Genomic DNA, 20,555 nt, shown 5'->3' with positions numbered 1-20,555 from the left:
TTCCCCGCTTTGTTGCCGTCGCAATGCTGATGGTTGGCCTGGCAGGCTGCGCTCATAAGAATGAAGCAGGACAGACGGAGGGGAGTGTGGAGATGTACGGCACGATCGATGTTGGAGTTGGCAGCACATCAACTCGATAGACAAAAGAAAACGGCTCGGGAGGGCGGTTGTTGCGGAAGGCGAGGCTAGGTCGCTTTCCTTTTCGCGGCTGGCTCGGCCGCGGTATCGCGTTTTCGCTGGGCGAGGGCGTCGCCCAAAATCCGTCGCTTCTCGCCGTCGCACCAAGATATAAAGTTACATCAACAAGAGGGTTTGCGAGATGCTACGTGCCATTGTGCTCGGCCTGGTCTATGCCGTGTTTTCCGCCACTGTGTTGGCCAGTGAAGTTCAGTGGAGTCCTCTGCCGTTTGATGCGTTGCGGAAGATGGCTGCCCACGGGGATGTCGACGCACAGTATGAAGTCGGGCTGCGCTACCTGGCGGGTCAGCGAGGGGCACCAAGTGATCACAGAGAGGCTTTCAAGTGGCTCAACGCAGCCGCGGAGCGAGGTAGCGCTCGTGCGCAGTACGAACTGGGAGTCATGTATACCAATGGCAAAGGAGTGCCATCGGATTATGTGCAAGCGGTGTCATGGTTCCGTAAATCGGCGGAGCAAGGCTATGCAAACGGTCAGTACAACCTGGGGGTGATGTATGCCAATGGCGACGGTGTTTCACAGGACTATGCACAAGCCATCGTGTGGTTCAGAAAGGCTGCAGAGCAAGGATATATCGATGCTCAAGGTAGTCTGGGGCTGATCTATGGAGAAGGCATGGGTGTCCCGAAAGACTATCAGCAGGCCCTGGGGTGGTATCGAAAAGCGGCAGAGCAGGGGAATGCCCAGGCACAGGCCAATCTGGGGATGATGTACCACGACGGACTCGGCGTCTTGCAGGACGATCAGCAAGCGGCAGCGTGGTTTCATAAAGCTGCCGAGCAGGGAAACGCCGTCGCGCAACACAACCTCGGTACCCTATATCAAGATGGAAACGGGGTTGCCCAGGATTACCCTCAGGCCGTTATGTGGTATCGCAAGTCAGCAGAACAAGGCCATGCCAACGGGCTGTATTCGCTAGGTGCCGCTTATCTGGGCGGCTACGGCGTTCAGCAAAATCAAGTGCTTGCTTATGTGTGCGCGCTCTTGGCTGCACAGAGAAACCCGAGCGAGGACTATCAGCGGTTCAGGAATGAGGTCGCGTCGCAGCTCACGCCCGCCCAGCTTGCCGTGGGGCAAAAATTGGCGGGCGAATGGGAGGCCGGGGTTCCGTTGCCGGAGTAGATACCTGATCATGCGCACACAAGCCACGATGTGGCGCTCTTTGTGACACCGAAACGAGAGTGTCTTTTCGGCGTCTGGCCCTTATAGCGCGCTTCCCAGTGCCTGCATGGCCGTGCGGACTTCCTGTCCCGGAATATCACGCAGGCGTCGGCCGCTATCCAGCGACAGTATGGCCGCGACGGCGGCGGCTCGGCCATACTCGAAGCACTGTGCAGTAACGCGTGCCGAGGCCAACGCCTCGTGCTCGGCGCTCAGGCAGCGGCCGGCCACGATCAGGTTTTCGCCTTGTTCGGGTACCAGCGCCAGATAGGGCACTTCGTAGTAGTCATCCAGCAGCCAATGCAGCTTGGGTTTTTCACCCGCGTGCAGTTCGATCGGCCATGGCACTTTGCAGATACCATCGTCGCGCTTGCGGCAGGACAGCACATCGTCGTTGGTCAATGTCTCCACACCCACGATGCTGCGGGTCTGGCGCACACCGACTTGCGTACCGGTGTTGACGACGTAACTCGCCTCGCAGCCGGGAATGTTGTCGGCGAGAAAGGCGGCATATTCACGGACTTGGCGGCGTCCGGTGATTTCGGCCTCGGTGAAGTCTTCTGGGTCGATGACATTCAGCATATGACCATCACGGGCCGTCAGCCGGGTTGCATTGACCAGCAATTCGCCAGGCCGGGTAGTCGGGAAGATCCAGATTTTTTTACGAGGCAGTGCGTAGCGGCCAGCAGCGTCGGCCTGCTCGATCGCTTCGCTGACCTTGGGCGGGTTGATGGTATCTTCGCCCCAATAGGCCAGAAATCGTGGCATGTCGATCTGGCCGAGTCTGAAGAACATCGTCGGATTCTGGATTTTTCCATGGTCACCGAAGACATAAGCGTAACCAGCGCGCGCAATGACCGCGGCATCGCCAGACGCATCGATGATGCGCTTGGCCAGGATGACAGAGCGCCCTGCGGCCGATTCGATGACTACGCCAGTGCAAGCGTCTTGTTCCATGATGACGCCTGTCACGCTGGTATGGAACAGCGTTTTGGCACCGGCCTCCTCAACGAGTTGATCCGCCGTTTCGCTCCACATAAGCGGATCGTGGGTCACGGTCCAGGTCTTGCCATAGCGTTGCGGTGCCGTGACGCCGTTGCGGCGGGCCAGCTCCGCGCGAAAACGTTCAGTGAATCCTTGGACGACCTGACGGGGTTCGGTGTGAGCGTCGCTCGCCAGATACATGCCGCAGATCGTCCCTGACATACCGGCCACGGCCGCGCCGCCAAAAAATCCGTAGCGTTCGATCACCAAGGTGCGTTTGCCATGTTCGGCAGCCGTTGTCGCGGCAGCTACGCCGGCGGCGCCGCCGCCCACCACCAGCACATCGACCTCTGCCAGGACGGGCAGGTCGGGTACGGCGTCGTAGCGGCTTTCGAGATGCCAGGCGGGGAAATCAGTGTTGTTGCTGTCCATGCTGTCTCCTTCATCGGTGCGAGCCGCAGTTGACGGCGGCTGCCTCTGCGTTAATCGATGTTCTTGTGCACAGTTTCAGGCCCTAGTGCGAGCGCGATCAGGGTCAGAATACCCATACCGCCCATGTAGACCACGATAGGCCACCAATGCTGATAATAGGTGTAGAGCGCTGTCGCGATAAAGGGCGCCAGGCCGCCAGCCAGCAACGAGCCGAGTTCACGTGAAAAGGCGAAACCTGCCAGCCGGAATTCCGTGTCGAAGAGTTCTGCGTACCAGGCAGCCTGTGGCGATAGCATGGCCGGGTAGGCGATACCGAGGCCGACCGCAAAGCCCAGCACCACGGCCCAGAAAGCCTGCACATCCAGCAGCATGAAAAAGGGCGCCAACCACAGCACAGAGACAATGATGCCGCCCAGATAGACTTTCTTGCGGCCGATGCGATCGGACAGCGCACCGTAGAACGGAATCGTCACGAGCTGGATAGCCGATGCAATGATGACGGCCCACAATGCCATCGACTTTTCCATCTTGAGCGTGGTCACCATGTACGACACGCAAAACACCGGATAGAGATAGGCAAAGCCGTTCTCGCCCATGCGCGAGCCGATGACGATAAAGAAGCTGCGTGGATGATGCTTGATGGCCGAGAGCAGGCCGATCTTCTTTGTTTGCTGCGATTGCTGGGCTTTCTCAAAGGCGGGCGGTTCCTCGATGTTGCGCCGGATCAGGTAGCCGACCAGTACGCAGACGGCGCCGAGCAAGAACGGAATGCGCCATCCCCAGGCCATGAATTGCGCTTCGCTCAAGGTGTTCAGAAAGAAAAAGAACACCGCGTTGGCGAGCAGCGTCGCCGCGGCAAAGCCCAGAGGGGCCCAGGCGCCGGCTGCACCGCGCTTGCCTTTCTGCGCGTGCTCCACGGACAAGACTACGGCACCCGCATATTCTCCGCCTGCGCCAAAACCCTGGATCAGCCGCATCAACACCAGCAATGCGGGAGCCCATAGGCCGATGCTGTCATAGCCGGGCAATAGACCGATGGCGGTGGTGGCGCCGCCCATGAGGAACAGCGTCAGTACCAGAACGGTCTTTCTGCCGACCTTATCACCCAGGTAGCCGAGTACGAGTCCGCCCAGTGGGCGAGCGAGAAATCCCACTGCATAGGTTGCGAAAGCGGCGAGGGTACCGACTAGCGGATCGCTGTTCGGAAAGAAAATTTTGTTCAGTACGATAGCTGCCGCGGTGCCATAGATGATGAAGTCATACCATTCCAGGACGGTGCCGATGAATGCTGCCAGACCCGCTTTCCTGGACTTTTGTGCCTCTGTCTGCGTAGACATGATGGGCTGTCTCCGTGTGCCGTTGTTATGTGTTGGCCGGTGTGGCGCCCTGATCAGGGTCAGGGCATTGGCCGGGGATCAAGAGGTATGTGCGTGTACCTTGCGTTTGCCGAGCACCGCGCCCTGTTCGATGGGCTGCACGAGTTGGGCGTACTGCAAGAGATAGGTGTTGTTGCCGCCGCCGAGTTCGAGTTCGCGGGGGCGCCATTCGCTCAGGCGCCGGGCGATCTCGTCCTGCGCCACGCCCATGTCGATCTTGCGGTTGACGAAGTCGATATGGATGGTTTCGCCTTGCCTGACTACGGCGAGCGGGCCGCCGGCAGCTGATTCCGGCATCAATTGGCCGACGATGATGCCTCGGTTCAAGCCGGACAATTCACCGTCGGTGACGACTGCTACGTATTCGGCGATGCCGGCGCCATTGAGGGCTGCCACAAAGCTGCAGGCGAATACTGTGCCGGGGCCACCGCTGGGGCCCATGTTTCGCAAGACGATCACGTCGCCCTTATTGATCAGGCCTTCGCCCAGGGCCGCGATGGCTTCGTCCTCGCCTTCGTAGATATTGGCGGGACCTGAGAACTCAGCGCGTTCGCCAGGCACGGCAGACAATTTCACGATGGCTCCATTGGGTGCCAGATTGCCGCGCAGAATGCCGACACCGGGCCGCAGGCTGACCGGATCGGCCAGGGAACGGATGATCTTGCTGTCTTTGACGCGTGCGTCGCGGATGTTCTCGCCTACGGTCTGGCGCGTCACGGTGAGTGCGTCGAGATGCAGATGGTCGCGCAGCTGGCTCATGACGGCGGGCGTACCACCGGCAGCTTCCAGGTCTTCGGTGCGGAACGGGCCATTGGGACGGACGGCCGTCAGCAGCTTGATGGACTTGCCGTAGTGTTCATACAGCTTTACGACGTCCAGCGGCAGTTCGGCTTCTGTGGCGATGGCGGCAATGTGACGCACCGTGTTGACTGAACCTCCAACGGCCAGCACCATCATGACGGCATTGCGGATGGCTTCTTCGGTAATGATCTTGCGCGCCGAGACGCCGTGGCGGGTCAGTTCGACGATCTGGCGGCCCGCGGCTTGTGCGTATTCGTTCAGGCGGCGGCCGTTGGCCCAGATGGGAGAGTTGCCGGGCAACGTCATGCCCATGGCTTCCGCGACGATATGCATGGAGTTGGCGGTGCCCAGGCCGGCACAGACGCCGGGGGACTGGATCGCCACATCCGTCATATCGGTCAGGTCCTTGAGTGTGATCGTGCGGGTCGCCAGTGCGCCGATCTGCTCGTAAACGTCGTCGATGTCGAAGAACTGATCCTCGAATTTCTCGTTCGAGCACTTGCCGCCGATCTGGTAACCACAGGTCAAGAGCAGGGAAGGGACGTCCAGGCGCGCTGCCGCCATGAGGTGCGCGGGTGTGGTTTTGTCGCAGGACGACAGACAGATCATGCCGTCCAGCACCGCGCCCTCCATCATGCATTCCACCTCGTTGACCATCAGATCGCGGGTCGGCATGAGGTAACGAGCCTTTTTCCCCGCGCTGGTGACGAAATCGCTGGGGGCAACCGTGCGCACTTCAAAGGCCAGCCCGCCGGCATCGCGGATGGCTTGTTGGACCAGAGCACTGATGGCGTCCAGGTGGACATAGCAGCAGGAGAGTTTGTTCGAGGTGTTGATGATGGCGATCTTGGGTTTCTCCATGTCCTCCTCACGGATGCCCATGCTGCGCCACTGGCTGCGCCGCACCGCCCAGCGGGTGGAGCCGGGCTCAAAATTGCTTCTGTACATTGCTGCTGTCTCCTGGTTTCGCCCTGCGCGCGCAGCACCATGCCGCGGGTAAGACTTGGGATGATTGGTATGCTATCCGACTAAAAGTGGTCTGACAACTATCCAATTTATCCAGATTTACCCCAATTGATGGGGAAATAAAAGCGATGTACGAGAAAGTGGACGGACCATTTGGCTGAAGAATGGTAAAGTTCCGAGTCCCTTATTTTTGGATGTCCGGCATCGAGCCCCCATGAGCAAGCCTCGTTTTTCAATGCTTCCCATCAAGCGCACAGACATTTTTCAAGAGGTGTGCCAGCAGCTTGAGAGCCTGCTGAATAGCGGCCAATTCCAGATTGGAGACAAACTGCCCTCCGAGCGAGAACTCTCCGAGAGTTTTTCCGTGAGCCGTTCGTCTATCCGTCAGGCGCTCAAGGTTCTGGAGGCGGCCGGGCGCATTGAGACTCGCGTGGGCAGCGGCACCTATTTTGTCGAGAAGCAGGCCGTTGCCACCAGTGGTGACAACTTGAATGCGCTGCTGGCACAAGGGGTGAGCAAAGAGTTCATGCAGCAGTTGATCGCTGCACGCACCGCCGTTGAGCGCGCGGTCTTCGAGGCGTATTCGATCAAGGCCAACAAAGGCAGCATCCGGGCTCTGAAAGAACTCATCGATGAAAATGCTCAGGACCAGACGGCAAAAGGAGAATTCGAAGACAACGCCGGTCTGGATTTGAGTTTTGAGGCCAAAGTCGCCGAGTTGGCTGGCAATCCTATCCTGTCCGCCATGCAGAGGCAGATCCATCAACTATGGACACAGGCCTGGAGAATCTACGGCTTTGTGCCGGAAAGCCGCGACACGCTGCACCAGGAGCACTGCGCGATCATCGAAGCGCTGGCATCGAAGAACACGCCGCGTGTCATCGATTTGGTGGTTCAGCATGTAGACAAGGAAGTCCTTTAGCATTCGTATCGCGCTAATGCCGATTTGTCTGGTGCCGATGACGATGCCGTAAATCAAGTATTCCCGGTTTGTTCGAGGGGGATGTCCGCTGAGTGTTGCCAAGGCTTGCTATAACAATGGCTGCAACACTCTTTTTTAGGGCTGGGAAATATGTCGATTCAAGCGTTGGGCCGTTGTGGTGTCGTGTTATGTCTTGTTGTTGTGATGGCGGGGTGCATGAGTACGCGCACGACGAGCCGTCTGTTCAATAAGTGCACATGGGACCGCGATTCGTGCCTCTATGAAGGATCGTACGAGCCTGATGAGGAAGCGTACGCGGAAGAGGAGGCACGGCGTTTGAATAAAGCGCAGACACGATAACTGGAGCAGCGAGGTCTTGGCGCTGAGTCAGGCTGCGAGCAGTGCAGTGGATCAGGCAGCTTGACCGACCCGTACCATAGGCGTTTATCCCCCGCACCATCAGGTTAGGGAATGTAAAAAGCGCGTGCTTGAAGTGTAATATCCCATAACATATTCGTCGTTATTTTTTTAGTTTTAGTCTATTTCTAACAAAAAAAAGAGAAACGACTCATGGCGACATATGAAACCTCGTATGCCAGTGCATTGAATTTAAATGCAGATGGTACGTACAACGTGCTGGCGACCAGTGACTCAAGCAGCATCGCTACCGAAGCGAACGATGACGGTGTCTTTGAGCAGGGTGAGCAACTCACGATTGATACGGATATCAATACAGATCAGATTCAGACCACGATCGTCGCGACGTACCAGGATGGTTACATTGTGTATGCTGATGGTGGCTACGTATTGTTTTCCAATACGGTTCCCCCAGAGGCCTTTCTGCCTGAGCGGGATACAGACGGCAAAACACCGGCATTACCGGTGTGTTTTACTGCAGGCACGCTGATCGATACCCCCAAAGGGCCGATGGCGATAGAGGCGTTGCAGATCGGGGATTTGGTGTTGGGTTCCACGGGATACCGACCCGTCAAGTGGATCGGATGGCGTCAATATGTGCTGCGCTCGCCGCGATTTACCGAAGCCGACCGCGAGGCCATTGTGCCGGTTCGTATCAAGGCGCATGCATTGGCAGACAATGTCCCTTCGCACGATATCGTGCTGTCGCCGTGGCATCACTTGTATATCGACAATGTGTTGGTCAAGGCCAATCAGCTCGTCAATGGGCACACCATCGTGCGAGAGTCGACGCTCTCGCGAGTGACGTATTTCCATATCGAATTGGATCAGTTCGATGTGGTGTGCGCGCACAATCTTTATTCCGAGTCGTGGGCCGATGGCGGTAATCGGGATTTTTTCGAAAATACCCCCATCACGATGCTGCGCCCGCAAGACCAGCAGCGGCGTCGCGCACTTCGACCGGGTTTCTTGGTGTTGAATGCCAAGGATCCACTGTTGGTCGATATCCAACAGCGCATTGCCGTGAGGGCTGAGCAGTCCGGTGATGATGCGGAACGCACGCGAGCAGCGTGATCCAGTGTTTTTAAAAAGAAAAAACAATGATGTTGAAAGCAAAATTTGGGGCTTTGGGGATAGGGCTGGCCATGTCTTGGGCGGGCATGTCAGGCGCCATAGCACAAGCGCAGACGCCCGTGCAGCAGCAACTGCCTGATGATATTGAGCAGTATGGGCCGTTCGTCTTTCTGCCGAGCGAGCCCAGTTTGTTGATTTATCACTCAGGTGTCGGCGCCAACGACATGCTGAATCTAAAGAAAGCGCTGCGTGAGCATCCGACGATTTCCACTATTGTGTTGCAGAACAATGGTGGCGGACTGGTGCACATCGGTCTGGTGGTCGCCGAAGAGGTCTACGAGCGCGGCTTGAATACCTATATTCCGAAAGACAGCTATTGCGCCTCGGCGTGTTCGTTTGTGTTCTTTGCTGGTAAGCAGCGTATTGCCGCAGGACGTTTGGGTGTGCATCAGATATCCGCACCGGAATTGTCGGGCGAAGAGGCCCAGTTTGGTGTGTCGGATATTGTTGCCACGTTGCCAAAATATGGTGTGTCAGCGGATGTGCTCGGCATTATGTTCAGTACGCCGGCTAAGGAGATGTATTTCTTCAAGCCAACCGAGATAGCAAAATACGGTATTAACCGTACCGATAACGTGCAGGTGGTGAGCGCGGAACCGCAGCCGCGTGAATCGGGAGGAGGTGTGCAAAGTCTGGCACCGGCAGGGGCCGCGGCTGTGGCGCCGACGGCCGTGCCCGCTCAAACACCCGGGCGAGGTGCTGACTCCATTTCGCAGCCCGTAACGACTGCTCCTGCCAATCCGTATCAGCAGCAAGGCGGTGCTACGCCGCCTGCCGCCATGAGCGATGAGCAGCGTGCGATTAATGTTGCGGCGTTGATGATTCAGGCGGGCAGCGGGACCAACGAAGAAGCGATGAATTTCACGCGCGAGTTTTACGCGGAGAACGTTGATTATTTCAAGAAAAAGCGCCCGAAGTCGGAGATCCTGGCCGATAAAGAGGCATATTTCCGTCGATGGCCTATCCGGCGTTTTGTCGTAGACCAAAATTCATTGCAAGCGAAATGCCAGGACCAGCTGTGCATGGTTGGCGGGATTTTTGACTACAAGGTATCCAGCCCTGCGCGCGACAAGACCGCCAGTGGTACATCGAATTTCACTTATGTCCTGGACCTGCGCGATCGTTATCGTATCGTCTTGGAGGACAGCGAAGTCATCAGTCGCTGAATCGAACCGAATGAGCCTGTGGAGCAGCCACAGTTGCGCCACGGGCTCATCTCATGAGAGTTATTCTGGCGAATTGCGGATGGCGCACAGAATGGTGGCCTCGGCGACGAGTTTGTCCTCGACAAATGCTTGACCTCGGTATTTGCAAATGGCGCGGCTGAGTCGAACCGCTTGGACTTCGATACGCAGTTGATCCCCGGGGACTACAGGTATTAAGAAACTCGCGTCATCAATCCCTAAAAAATAGTAGACCGCTTTCCCTTGTTCTGGCCGGCTTTCTGTTCCTTCGTCGGCAAAGGAGAACAGCGCGGCCGACTGCGCCATGGCTTCGACAATGAGCGTGACAGGCATGTGTTGCCCCACGGCCATGAAGGGGTCGTTGGTCGATACATTCTTGATTGCGGTGATTTTGTGCTGAGGAATGATCTCAATCACACGATCAATCAGGAGCATGGGGTAGCGATGTGGTAGTCGCTCCATGATTGATTTGATATTCAGGCCCATACGTGGATACCTCTTTGTCGCACTTGGAGCCCGTGCCGGGGGTTTACGCCACTTGCGTGTCCGCAGTGTGCCACAATGCGGGCATATTCCATGGGTGTTGGATGAAATGAGGCGTGGTGGTCGAAATTCGTCTCTGTTTGACATGCCTAAACTCGGCATGGTTCAAGAATTCAGTACCAGTAATGCACTCAGTTGAAACTTTGATTGACTTCTCGTCCCGGGCCACTCATAGTGGCAGGGATCTTCAAGTGTCGTGATCGTTGTGCGGTCAGGCGCGACTACCGTGTCATCATTGTCCTCAATCCTTCCTTGATCGTCTGTTTGGGCCGACGCCCGAACGTTACTTATATAAGGAAGTGTTATGGAAACCGGTATCGTCAAGTGGTTCAACTCTGAAAAAGGCTTTGGCTTCATCATGCCCGAGAACGGCGGCAAAGATCTATTTGCCCATTTCTCCGACATTGAAAGCGAAGGCTATAAGTCGTTGGATGAAAACCAGCGTGTCTCCTACGAAGCTGCTCAAGGAGCAAAGGGCCCCCAAGCCAGGAAGATTCGAGTTCTCTAACGAACTCATTGCTTCAGAAAAACCCTCCCTGGAGGGTTTTTTGCATCGTGCGACTTACTTTTTTGCGGTTTTCGAGTCGGGCGTGCGTTTGGCCATCTTGCCTGCCTGATGAACCATGTTGTAGAGCTGTTGTGCCGCGGGCGCTAACGGCCGGCCGCGGCGGGCAATGAGACCGAGTGTGCGAGTCACGCGGGGATGTTCGAGTTTGAGGCTGGTTAACGTAGCATGACGGGTCAACGGCATCGCCAATTGAGGCACGGCGGCGACGCCTAATCCTGCCTCTACCATGCCAAGCAATGTCATGATGTGGCTAACTTCAAAGGCGCTGACCGTGCGTTTGCCGCTTTTGGCCAGCGCATCATCGATCAATAGCCGATTGCCACTTTCTTTTGCCACGGTCATGAAGCGTTCTTCCGAGAGCTCCTCCCACGATACGCTGCGTCGACGGGCTAGCGGATGATCGTTGCGTATCGCCAGCACGAAATCCTCGCGTAATACTGCTTTGAAATCTACGTCGGGTTCCTGCGTGCCGAAAAAACTGATTCCAAAATCTGCGCGGCCAGTGACAATGCTGTTGAGTACCGTATTCGCGGTCTCGTCAATGATGCGCACCCGTATACGGGGAAAGCGCTCGGCGTAGGCGCGAATCACGGAGGGCAGGAAGTAATACGCGACCGATGGGACGCAAGCGACCGTGACCAGTCCACCGCGTTGCGCGGCCAAGTCTCCGATACTCAATACTGCACGCTCTAACTCATCTATCGCGCTGCGGGCGCGCTCCAGGAATACGCGGCCGACGTTTGTCAATGAGACGCGGCGCGTGGTGCGCTCCAGCAAGCGTGCGCCCAGCAGATCCTCCAGTTTTTCGATGCGTCGGCTTAATGCAGGCTGGGATAGGTGCAGGTCCTCGGCGGCGGCACGAAAGCTGGCGCGTTCGGCAACGGCGACAAACGCCTGCAATTCCTGCAGATCGAAATTGATGCGTGACATGCATTAATCCATAGATAAGTTGCAATTCACATAGTAGCGTGGCCGGCGCAGAATGCCACACATGGAAACCGTAATCCCCTGTGTACTGATGCGTGGCGGCACGTCACGCGGCCCCTTTTTTCTGGGAGATTGGCTGCCCGCCGATCCCGCAGAGCGGGACAGGTTGTTGCTGCTCGCGATGGGCTCGCCCCATGCCTTGCAGGTCGATGGTTTGGGGGGCGGGAATAGCCTGACCAGCAAAGTCGCCATTGTCTCGCGTTCGTCGAGAGCCGATTGCGATATTGATTACTTGTTTGCTCAGGTGTCTGTGGATCGCGCATCGGTGGATACACGGCCCAATTGCGGCAACATGCTGTCGGGTGCTGCGCCTTTTGCTATTGACGAAGGACTGATCGCGGCTCGAGATGGCGTGACAGCCGTTCGGGTCCACAACGTCAATACGGGGGCTGTGATTGAAGCAGTGGTGCAAACACCGGATGGCCGTATTACCTATGAAGGTGAGACGCGTATTGATGGCGTTCCTGGTACTGCGGCTCCCGTGCGACTGAATTTCCAGGACGCATGGGGTGCAGTCACTGGGAGTCTCTTTCCTACGGGACATAGGCTGGAAACGATAGAGGGCCTGCCGGTTACATTGATCGATGCGGCGATGCCAATGGTGTTGATGCGGGCCGCAGATTTCGGATTGCGTGGAGACGAGACGGCGGCGCAATTGGACAGCAATACAGCGTTGTTGGAACGGATAGCCCGCATTCGCCTGGAGGCTGGGGCGCGCATGGGGTTGGGCGATGTCAGCGATAGTGTGATTCCCAAACCGGTGTTGCTGGCGCCGGGCGAAACCAGGGCGTCTATCCGGTCGCGCTATTTCACCCCTCATGCATGCCATCGCGCCCATGCGGCAACCGGGGCGGTGGGCGTGGCCAGTGCATTTTTCATGCCGGGTACGGTGGCGCATTTATGCGGTGGCCCAGACGTGCAAGACGGATATCGGACGGTGCGTATCGAGCATCCGTCGGGCGGGATGGATATCGATGTGGCCTTGGACGTGTCTAGCGGATTAGTACGTGCGGCGGGTCTGGTGCGCACGGCACGCAAGATCATGAAAGGGATGCTGTATGTGCCCGGCCAGTATCAGATAAGCAGTCAGTTGCTGCAGCGCGAGGCCGCTTAGCCATCGCGGTGATCGACGTGGCGGCCGGATGCCGCCGATCAACATCCGTGTGAGTGCTGCATCGCTATGTGGGCGCTATACGAGCAGGCCCGCGCAATGAAATTGATAAAACTAGGAGACACAAATGAAATTTCTACCGAGCAAAAAGTGGGCGTATGCTGCCGCGGTGTGCTGTGCCTTTGGCGTGAGCGCAGCGTATGCCGATTATCCTGACCGCGCGATTACCTTGGTGGTTCCGACCGCTGCTGGTGGAGGCAATGATGCCTTGGCCCGCGTGGTGGGGCAAAAAATGGGGGATCTGCTGGGCCAGTCGATCATTGTGGTCAACAAGCCCGGCGCGCAGGGGGCGATCGCCTCGGATTATGTGGCGCGCCAGCCGGCTGACGGCTATACGCTGATGCTGGGTTATATCGGCACGCATGGCATCAATCCCGCGTTGCAAAAGCTGAACTACGACCCCGTCAAGGATTTCACGCCGATCGGCCGGGTGGCGGATTCTCCTACCATCATGGTGGTGTCCAGCAGTATCGATGTCAAAGACGTGGCGGGTCTGGTGAAGTACAGCAAGGATCATCCGGACAGTCTGACCTTTGCCTCGGCCGGGGCGGGGACGGCACCGGCTGTGGCCGGGCAACTGTTCAATCAAGCCACTGGCGCCAATATGCTGGACATCCCGTACAAGGGCTCGGCGCCGGCGTTGACCGACACTTTGTCCGGCACGACGCAAGTCATGTTTCCGAGTCTGTTCAGTGTCTATCCGCACCTGAAATCCGAGAAAATCCGCGCGCTGGCCGTCGCTGGGCCGACGCGGTCATCGGTACTGCCCGGACTGCCGACGCTGGCCGAGGCGGGCGTGCCCGGTGTTGAGGTGCCGCAGTGGTATGCGATTTTTGCGCCGGCCAAGGCGGATGCCGCTCTCGTGCAGAAACTGAATACAGCCTTGAATCAGGCATTGAATGACCCCGAAGTCGTGAAGAAAATCGACGAGCAAGGCGCCGAGGTGCATACCAGTACACCGGCGGACCTGGGGGCGTTTGTGCAAAGCGAGGCGGTGCGTTGGAAAAAGCTCGCCGCCACCACGGCGCTGGCGGCGCGATAGACCGCTAGTTTGGGCGAGTGCTGCGGTCTGATTCGTGGCCGCTTGTCTGGGCGGAGGATTTTCCTCCTCTCAGAGTGATGAATTGATATCTCCGTTAGCGCGGCTGATGCGGTTATCCTAGCGGCTCTGATCTCCGATAATTTCGGTATGAGCCGCTTTTTGTTAACCGCATGAACTACGACGCGGAATTCCGCTCCCTTATTTCGTTGGAACAGGTTGGCCGCCTGCCGGCCGCGCAGACGCTGGTGCTGACGGTGAACAACCGGCTGGCGCGTCGTTTGACGCTGGACCTGGCCGGTCAACTGCGCCGTGAACGGCAAGTCAGCGAGTTACCGCGGGTGCTGCCACTGGGCGCCTGGCTGGTCGAGGCGGGGGCCGATCTGGCCTTTGTCGCGGACGCCGATCTGCCGGCGCATCGCCTCGATACCTTTGCGACGCAAATGGTATGGGTGGATGCGATTGCATCAGAAGAGGGCGATCGCGTATTGCTGGACGTCGCCCAGGCGGCGGCGTTGGCCATGGATGCCGACGCGTTGATGGACGAGTGGGATCTGCAGGTACCCAGTGGCGCCGATACGGACGAGTATCGCGGTTTTGCACGGTGGCGCGCGCGTTATCGCGAGCAGTTGCGCGCGATTGATGCAGAGGATGCGAACCAAGGCTATGCGCGTGTGTTGGATGCGCTGCAGCAGGGGACGGTAGCCGCGCCGCCCTATCTGGTGTTGGCTGGGTTTACGGATGTGTCGCCGCGTTTTGCGGCATTGCTGGATGCGTTTCAGGATGGCGGTTCGCAACTGTCGTGGTTGCAGGACGCGGAGACCGAGGCGGCGATGCCGGCACGGTATTGCGCGGATGATCAGGGTGGAGAATGGCGGGCGGCTGCCGCTTGGGCGGCGCAGCGATTGGCGGAGCATCCCGCCGGGCGCTACGCGATTGTGTCTGCCCAGTTGCAGGCCGAGTCGCCGTTTGCGCGGCGTGTGGTAGGGCAGGCCCTGGCTCAGGGCGGGCATGCATTCAACGTGGCGGTGGGGCGGCCGTTGACAGAATGGCCTGCGGTCAATGCGGCATTGGCGTGGTTGCATGCCTTGGCCGATATGGCGCATGCGGACGTGGTGGATGCGCCGGTCTTGGGCGCGGCCTTGTTGGCCGGCCATTGCGCGGGCGACCGTAGCGATGGCGCGAAACTGGCGACGATCGATGCACGTTGGCGTCGCAAGGGGCTCAGCCGTATTGACGCGGCACAATGGCAGCGGGATATCGCCAGCGAGAATGTGCGGACGGCTCATCGAGTTGTTGCGGACGCGACTCGCAACACGGACATTGATGTTGCCCAGGATGCTGCAAACAACACTACAAACAGCGCCGAGAGCGCCCCGTTTGCACGAAAGGGCGCGGCACTGTCGACCGCTTGGCCTGCGGCGTTGGAGATTTGGCGGCAGGTCGGTGAACGCGCGACATGCGATCTCTGGATGCCTGCGATGCGCGCTGCATTGGTGGCATTAGGGTTTCCGGGAGAGCGGCCGTTGGATAGCGTGGGCTATCAGGTCATGGGCGCGTTGGGAGACTTGTTTGGCCGGTATGCGGCATTGGCGCCTGCGGCCGGACAGTTGAATGGCCGCGCTGCCGTGCGTCTGCTGGAGCGTGCAGCGGCAGCCTCGTCATTTCAACCTCAGCGTGATCCCTCGGCACGATTGGATGTGCTGGGGCTGCTCGAGGCCGAGGGCGGGCATTGGGATGGTGTGTGGATACTGGGCCTGACCGATGACGTCCTGCCCGCGACGCCACAGCCTAATCCGTTGTTGCCTCTGGTGGTGTTGCGACAGGCGGGCGCACCGCGCGCCACGCCTGAACGCGAGCGTCAATGGGCGGAATCCATGTATGCCGCACTGTGCCGCTGTGCGCCCGAGGTGGTAGTGAGTCATTCGCACCTGGATGGCGAGCGCGAGCTGCGGCCATCGCCCCTGATTGCGCAGGTTCCGTCAATGGATTGGCAGATGCCTGTAGCCGCGGCGCCTGCGTTGTTGCCTCAGCAGGTGCTGGACGATGACCGAGGGCCAGCATTGGCGCAGAGGGATGGCCGGGCATCCGCCCTGATGCAACGATCTTCGGATGATGGCGGCGCATCAGCGATGGCGCCGGACGCATCGGAGGGTGAGTACGGCGCGGCATTGCCGTTGACGTCGAGCGATGGTCAGCCATCTGCTTTGACGTCAGCACGCCTGGCTGGCGCAACGGGGGGGCTCGATGTGTTGGACACCCAGGCTCGTAATCCGTTGTGGGCCTTTGTCCGGCATCGTCTGGGCGGCCGAGCGCTGGCTGATTATGCCGATATGGCGAATCAGAATGTACGAGGGCAGTTCCTGCATCGCGCACTAGAGTTGGTATGGCGCATGTTCTCCAGTCAAGAGGATTTGCACGCGGCCATGGGAGAGGGACGTCTGCCCGCGCTGATCGAGCAAGCCATTGACGAGGCTGCCAGTACCGAGTTGAAAACCTATCCGCCTGCATTGCGTGAATTGGAGTGCGAGCGCGGACGGGCAGTCTTGGCGGGATGGTTTGATGTCGAAGCGCAACGTATGCCATTCGAGGTCGCCCAGGTCGAGGAAACCCATCATTGGTCGCGTGGACCGTTGGCATTGACGGTGCGATTGGACCGATTGGATCGCCTGCCTGACGGCAGAGCCGTGATCGTCGACTACAAAACCGGCATGTCTCCGGGGAATCCAGAGTCGGATTGGGCGCGCGTGCGCCCTGTGAACTTGCAGTTGCCGTTCTATGCCTCAGTGCTGTCGGGCGATACCCCCGATGCGGATGTGGCGGCATTGGTATTGGCGCAAGTGCATGCGCGTCAAGTCGTAGCGAGCGGATTGACGGACACGGATCTAGGCATGGCAGGCGTGACGGCGATTGAAAAGAGCAAGGCTTTCGAGGGGCAGGCTTGGGGAGATATCCTGCATCGCTGGCGTGGGGCAGTAGAGGGATTGGCCGATGAGTATGCGCAGGGATACGCCGCAAACGTGGTCTATCGCCAGGACGATTTGAAATACTGTGATGCCATGCCATTCCTGAGATTGCACTTGGAAGACGAGGATGACGCAGAATGAGTAGCGCTGTTCGTCAACCCTCTGATCATCTCGCACGCGCTCGTGCGTTGGACCCTGCCGCATCGTATCTGGTGCAAGCCCCTGCGGGCTCGGGCAAAACCGAATTGCTGACGGATCGTATTCTGGCGTTGCTGGCGACGGTCAATCGGCCCGAGGAAATCGTCGCCATTACATTCACGCGCAAGGCCGCGTCGGAAATGCACGCCCGCGTATTGAGTAAATTGCGGGACGGCAATGGCCCCATGCCCGAGACCGAACATGGTCAGCGTAGTTGGCAGTTGGCGCGCGAGGCGCTGGCGCGTGACGAGGCCCTGGGTTGGAAACTGTTGCAGCATCCGGCGCGTTTGTCGATTCGTACTATCGACTCGTTTTGCGCGGGCCTGGTGCGCGGGATGCCGTGGTTGTCGGAGTTGGGCGGCATGCCGGATATCGCGGACAATGCCCAGGCCCATTATGAGGCGGCCGCGCGGGCGACATTGGCGTTGGTCGATGATTTCGACGCCGTGCGTACCTTGTTAAAGCACCTGGATGTCGATACGCAGGCTGCTGTAGAAGCGATTGCGGCGATGCTTGGACAGCGTGATCAATGGCTGCCGTTATTAGCGCACGGCAGTGATCGCACGGCCCTGCAGGACGCATTGGCCGAAGCCATAGGCGAGGACCTGGACGCCTTGGCACAGGCCATGCCGTTGGGCTGGGAGGATGCGTTGTGCTGGCCTGCACGGATGGCCGTTGCGGCGTTGGATGAAGAAGACCCCGCCCATGCCTTGGCCGCGCTGCGTGATTGGGACGAGCCGTTGATGCCCGATGCCGAGTGGCTCGGGCATTGGAAAGCCGTACGCCATTTATTGTTGACGTCCGCCGGCGCGTTGCGCAGCGCGCGAGGTGTCAACAAGAAACTGGGTTTCCCGCCAAAATGCGAACACAAAGAGGCATTTACGCGATGGCTTGATGCGGCCGATCCCCAAGCCTCCTGGGTATGGATGCTGGACGCGGTCGATTCAGTTCCGCCGGCGGAGTTCAGCGAGGAGCAATGGCGTGTCTTGAGCGCACAGTTGATGACGCTGAAGCTGGCGGTCGCGCAACTGCACCTGCGCTTTGCCGAAACCCGTGAAGTGGACTTCATCGAGATCGCGCAGCGTGCCTCCCATGCCTTGGGGTCCGCTGATGATCCCGGTGAGTTGCTGTTGAAGCTGGATGCGTCGATACGTCATCTGTTGATTGACGAGTTTCAAGACACCAGTTCGACGCAGATTCATTTGCTCGCCACGTTGACATCTGGATGGCAGCCGGGGGATGGGCGAACGCTGTTCTTGGTGGGCGATCCGATGCAGTCCATCTACCGTTTCCGCAAGGCAGAGGTAGGATTGTTCCTGCAAGCGGCGGAGGTCGGCATCGGTGAAATCGCGCCAGAGTTCCTGCAGCTGACCGATAATTTCCGCTCACAAGCTGGCGTGGTCGAGTGGGTCAATGCGACGTTCCGTGGCTTGCTGCCTGCGCGCAATGATGCTGCGGCCGGAGCCATCGCCTATACCGACTCGGCCGCATTCAATCCGTCGTTGCCTGGCGAACCCGTTCGTTTCCACGGGGCATTTAGTACATCAGGTGCGAGCGAGGCTGACCAGGCGGCCGAGGCGTTGACCGTGCAATTGGTCAAGCAAGCGCTGCAGGACCGCGATCCCGCGAGCCGGCATCCCGTCGCTATCTTGGTGCGGGCGCGAGGCCATTTGGGGCAGTTGGTGCGCCGCTTGACTCAGGCTGGCATTGCTTGCCGCGCCGTGGATCTCGTGCCGTTGGGGCAGCGTCAGGTCGTGTCGGATTTGGTTCAGTTGCTGCGTGCGTTGTCTCATCCGGCAGATCGCTTGGCCTGGCTATCGGTATTGCGCGCGCCGTGGTGCGGGCTGACGTTAAATAGCATGCATGCCTTGTTTGGGCATGACTTGATGACGCCTGTGCCTACGCTGCTGTCCTCGGCGCTGCATGTGGCCAACGAGGCGAAAGACGCTTCGGCATTGCCCCGAGGCCAAAGTTTGTCATTGTGGGACGAACCGCAGTCGGCGCCGCAGCAGGCGCCCGCGCAATGTCTGGCACAACAGCGTTTGACCGCAGACGAATATGCGCGTTTGGCTCACGTCAGCGCCATTTTGCTGGATGCGACGAATGCGAGTGGCGCGATGCCCTTGGCTGCGTGGCTGGAGTCTCTCTGGCAACGCTTGGGCGGTGCCGCTTTGTACGCCAGTGCCAGCGCGGCCGAGGATGCAGAAAGCTTATTCGTCTTGATCGAACGCCTGGCGCCTCATGGCGGGCTGGATCCGGCACAGTTGGACACCGCGCTGGCCAGACTCTATGCCGCGCCGGAGGGCGGCGCCGACGACAGCAACGTGGTCGAAATCATGACCATGCACAAGTCCAAGGGGCTGCAGTTCGATACGGTGATTTTGTACGGCCTGCACAAGTCCCNGCGCNNAGCGCGCGCCCCTGGTCAGTTTTGAACAAAGTCATGAACGCGTGCTATTCGGCCCGGTCAAGCCTCGTGCAGACAAAGAAGCCGATCCAGTATCGCGGTATTTGACCCTGCGTGAAAAGCGCCGTGCGGCCTACGAAACCGATCGATTGCTGTACGTAGCGGCGACACGCGCGCGCCACCGTCTGCATCTCGTAGGAAATGTTGCGGTCGATCCTGCGACAGGGCAATCCAAGCCGCCAGCGGCAAACAGCTTGTTGGGGCGGTTGTGGGATTGGCTGCCCGCAGATCAAAAATCGCCTCCATCGGATTGGCAGGATACCGCCGCCTTGGATGACGGTGCGACGGCGCAATATGCCGGCGAGCCGTTACGTCGTATCACTGACCAGGCGATTGATCTGTTGCGTGCCCAGCGATCGTTGGTCAACAGGGCGAATTTTGGGTTGGCCGCGCAAAACGTCATCCAGGGGCAGGGCGTAGAGCACCCTGCTTGGCAACTGGACACGGTGCACGATGCCGCGATCGGTACGCTTGCCCATGCTTGGTTAGCCCGTATCGGTCAAGACGGCCTGGCCCAATGGCCCGCCGAGGCGCTGCGCGCTTATTTGCCCGTCATGCAAAAGCAGCTGACTCGCGCGGGCCTGCCATCCGCATTGGCCCCCGACGCCGCGCATGCCGTCTTGGATACATTACTGGCGACGCTGGATCACGACCGGGGCCGCTGGTTGCTCTCCCAATCCTCCGCCCGCCGCGAATGGCCCCTCATCGACGCCACCGGCCGCGTGTCCGTCATCGATCTGGCCCTCAGCACCGAAGACGGCTGGCTCATCGTCGACTACAAGACCGCCCGCCCCCACACCGGCGAGCCCACCGAACATTTCGCCACCCGCATGCGCCAACGCCACGCGGACCAACTTTTGCGCTACTGCACTCAAGTCACAGCCCTAGACTCCCGCCCCGCCAGATCAGTCCTATATTTCCCCAGAGCAGCGCTATGGATAGATTTATAAGTCGAGACAAAAAACACAAAATGATCTGAAGGCAAATACAGGCAAAGAATTAAACCTGTCCAAAAGAACCATCCCCCAACCACCAGNCACCCC

At 58.9% G+C, this 20,555-nt stretch carries 14 protein-coding genes and 1 pseudogene; 10 read left to right on the top strand and 5 right to left on the bottom strand.

The annotated features are described in order from the left end of the window. Positions 1-319 precede the first annotated feature (319 nt). Complete coding sequence (locus tag ACNA0J_RS23800; RefSeq protein ID WP_415821357.1) at positions 320-1,318, top strand: tetratricopeptide repeat protein; 999 nt, start codon at positions 320-322, stop codon at positions 1,316-1,318. Between the two features lie 81 nt (positions 1,319-1,399). Here ACNA0J_RS23800 and ACNA0J_RS23795 read toward each other — a convergent pair whose 3' ends face one another. The 3 genes from ACNA0J_RS23795 to ilvD form a co-directional block, all read right to left on the bottom strand. After that, positions 1,400-2,773: an FAD-dependent oxidoreductase gene (locus ACNA0J_RS23795; protein ID WP_415821356.1), complete on the bottom strand. Its 1,374-nt coding sequence runs from the start codon at positions 2,771-2,773 to the stop codon at positions 1,400-1,402. 50 nt (positions 2,774-2,823) lie between these two features. Then, positions 2,824-4,110, bottom strand: a complete 1,287-nt coding sequence (locus ACNA0J_RS23790; protein ID WP_415821355.1) for an MFS transporter — start codon at positions 4,108-4,110, stop codon at positions 2,824-2,826. A 78-nt stretch (positions 4,111-4,188) separates the two neighbouring features. Further along, positions 4,189-5,898 (bottom strand): dihydroxy-acid dehydratase, encoded by a 1,710-nt coding sequence (gene ilvD, locus ACNA0J_RS23785; protein ID WP_415821353.1) that lies wholly within the window; start codon positions 5,896-5,898, stop codon positions 4,189-4,191. A 232-nt stretch (positions 5,899-6,130) separates the two neighbouring features. Between ilvD and ACNA0J_RS23780 the strand changes: the two genes are divergently transcribed. From ACNA0J_RS23780 to ACNA0J_RS23770, 3 genes are all read left to right on the top strand, one after another. Further along, positions 6,131-6,838 (top strand): FadR/GntR family transcriptional regulator, encoded by a 708-nt coding sequence (locus tag ACNA0J_RS23780; RefSeq protein ID WP_415821352.1) that lies wholly within the window; start codon positions 6,131-6,133, stop codon positions 6,836-6,838. Between the two features lie 570 nt (positions 6,839-7,408). After that, positions 7,409-8,329, top strand: coding sequence for a Hint domain-containing protein (locus ACNA0J_RS23775; RefSeq protein ID WP_415821351.1), 921 nt, complete (start codon positions 7,409-7,411; stop codon positions 8,327-8,329). 26 nt (positions 8,330-8,355) lie between these two features. After that, the gene (locus tag ACNA0J_RS23770) at positions 8,356-9,555 is read left to right on the top strand and encodes a COG3904 family protein (protein WP_415821350.1); all 1,200 of its coding nucleotides are present in this window, start codon (positions 8,356-8,358) and stop codon (positions 9,553-9,555) included. Between the two features lie 60 nt (positions 9,556-9,615). On the opposite strand, the gene fabZ is transcribed toward ACNA0J_RS23770, so the two are convergent. Beyond that, positions 9,616-10,059, bottom strand: coding sequence for a 3-hydroxyacyl-ACP dehydratase FabZ (gene fabZ / locus ACNA0J_RS23765; RefSeq protein WP_415821348.1), 444 nt, complete (start codon positions 10,057-10,059; stop codon positions 9,616-9,618). Positions 10,060-10,420: 361 nt separating this feature from the next. Between fabZ and ACNA0J_RS23760 the strand changes: the two genes are divergently transcribed. Then, positions 10,421-10,624: a cold-shock protein gene (locus ACNA0J_RS23760; protein WP_094820147.1), complete on the top strand. Its 204-nt coding sequence runs from the start codon at positions 10,421-10,423 to the stop codon at positions 10,622-10,624. 54 nt (positions 10,625-10,678) lie between these two features. Here the strand turns inward: ACNA0J_RS23760 and ACNA0J_RS23755 are convergent, their stop codons facing one another. After that, entirely contained in the window at positions 10,679-11,614 is a 936-nt protein-coding gene (locus tag ACNA0J_RS23755) for a LysR family transcriptional regulator (protein ID WP_415821347.1), read from the bottom strand. Between the two features lie 61 nt (positions 11,615-11,675). Here ACNA0J_RS23755 and ACNA0J_RS23750 point away from each other — a divergent pair, with 61 nt between their 5' ends. From ACNA0J_RS23750 to ACNA0J_RS23730, 5 genes and pseudogenes are all read left to right on the top strand, one after another. Then, on the top strand, positions 11,676-12,785 hold the full coding sequence (locus ACNA0J_RS23750) for a 4-oxalomesaconate tautomerase (protein ID WP_415821345.1): 1,110 nt from the start codon (positions 11,676-11,678) through the stop codon (positions 12,783-12,785). Between the two features lie 124 nt (positions 12,786-12,909). After that, on the top strand, positions 12,910-13,884 hold the full coding sequence (locus ACNA0J_RS23745; RefSeq protein ID WP_415821344.1) for a Bug family tripartite tricarboxylate transporter substrate binding protein: 975 nt from the start codon (positions 12,910-12,912) through the stop codon (positions 13,882-13,884). A gap of 170 nt (positions 13,885-14,054) precedes the next feature. Then, positions 14,055-16,988, top strand: coding sequence for a PD-(D/E)XK nuclease family protein (locus ACNA0J_RS23740; protein WP_415821343.1), 2,934 nt, complete (start codon positions 14,055-14,057; stop codon positions 16,986-16,988). Next, positions 16,985-19,448, top strand: a pseudogene (locus tag ACNA0J_RS23735) (UvrD-helicase domain-containing protein); the annotation flags it as partial. The gene ACNA0J_RS23740 and the pseudogene ACNA0J_RS23735, both read left to right, overlap by 4 nt. 7 nt (positions 19,449-19,455) lie before the next feature. After that, positions 19,456-20,462, top strand: a 1,007-nt coding sequence (locus ACNA0J_RS23730; RefSeq protein WP_415821342.1) for a PD-(D/E)XK nuclease family protein, incomplete at its 5' end; no start/stop codon positions are given. Positions 20,463-20,555 lie beyond the last annotated feature (93 nt).

Origin of the sequence: Bordetella tumbae, assembly GCF_965139195.1 — a bacterium.
Lineage (GTDB): Bacteria > Pseudomonadota > Gammaproteobacteria > Burkholderiales > Burkholderiaceae_B > Bordetella_A > Bordetella_A tumbae.
The sequence above is the reverse complement of the archived record's forward strand: the minus strand, read 5'-3'. Positions and strand labels throughout refer to the sequence as shown.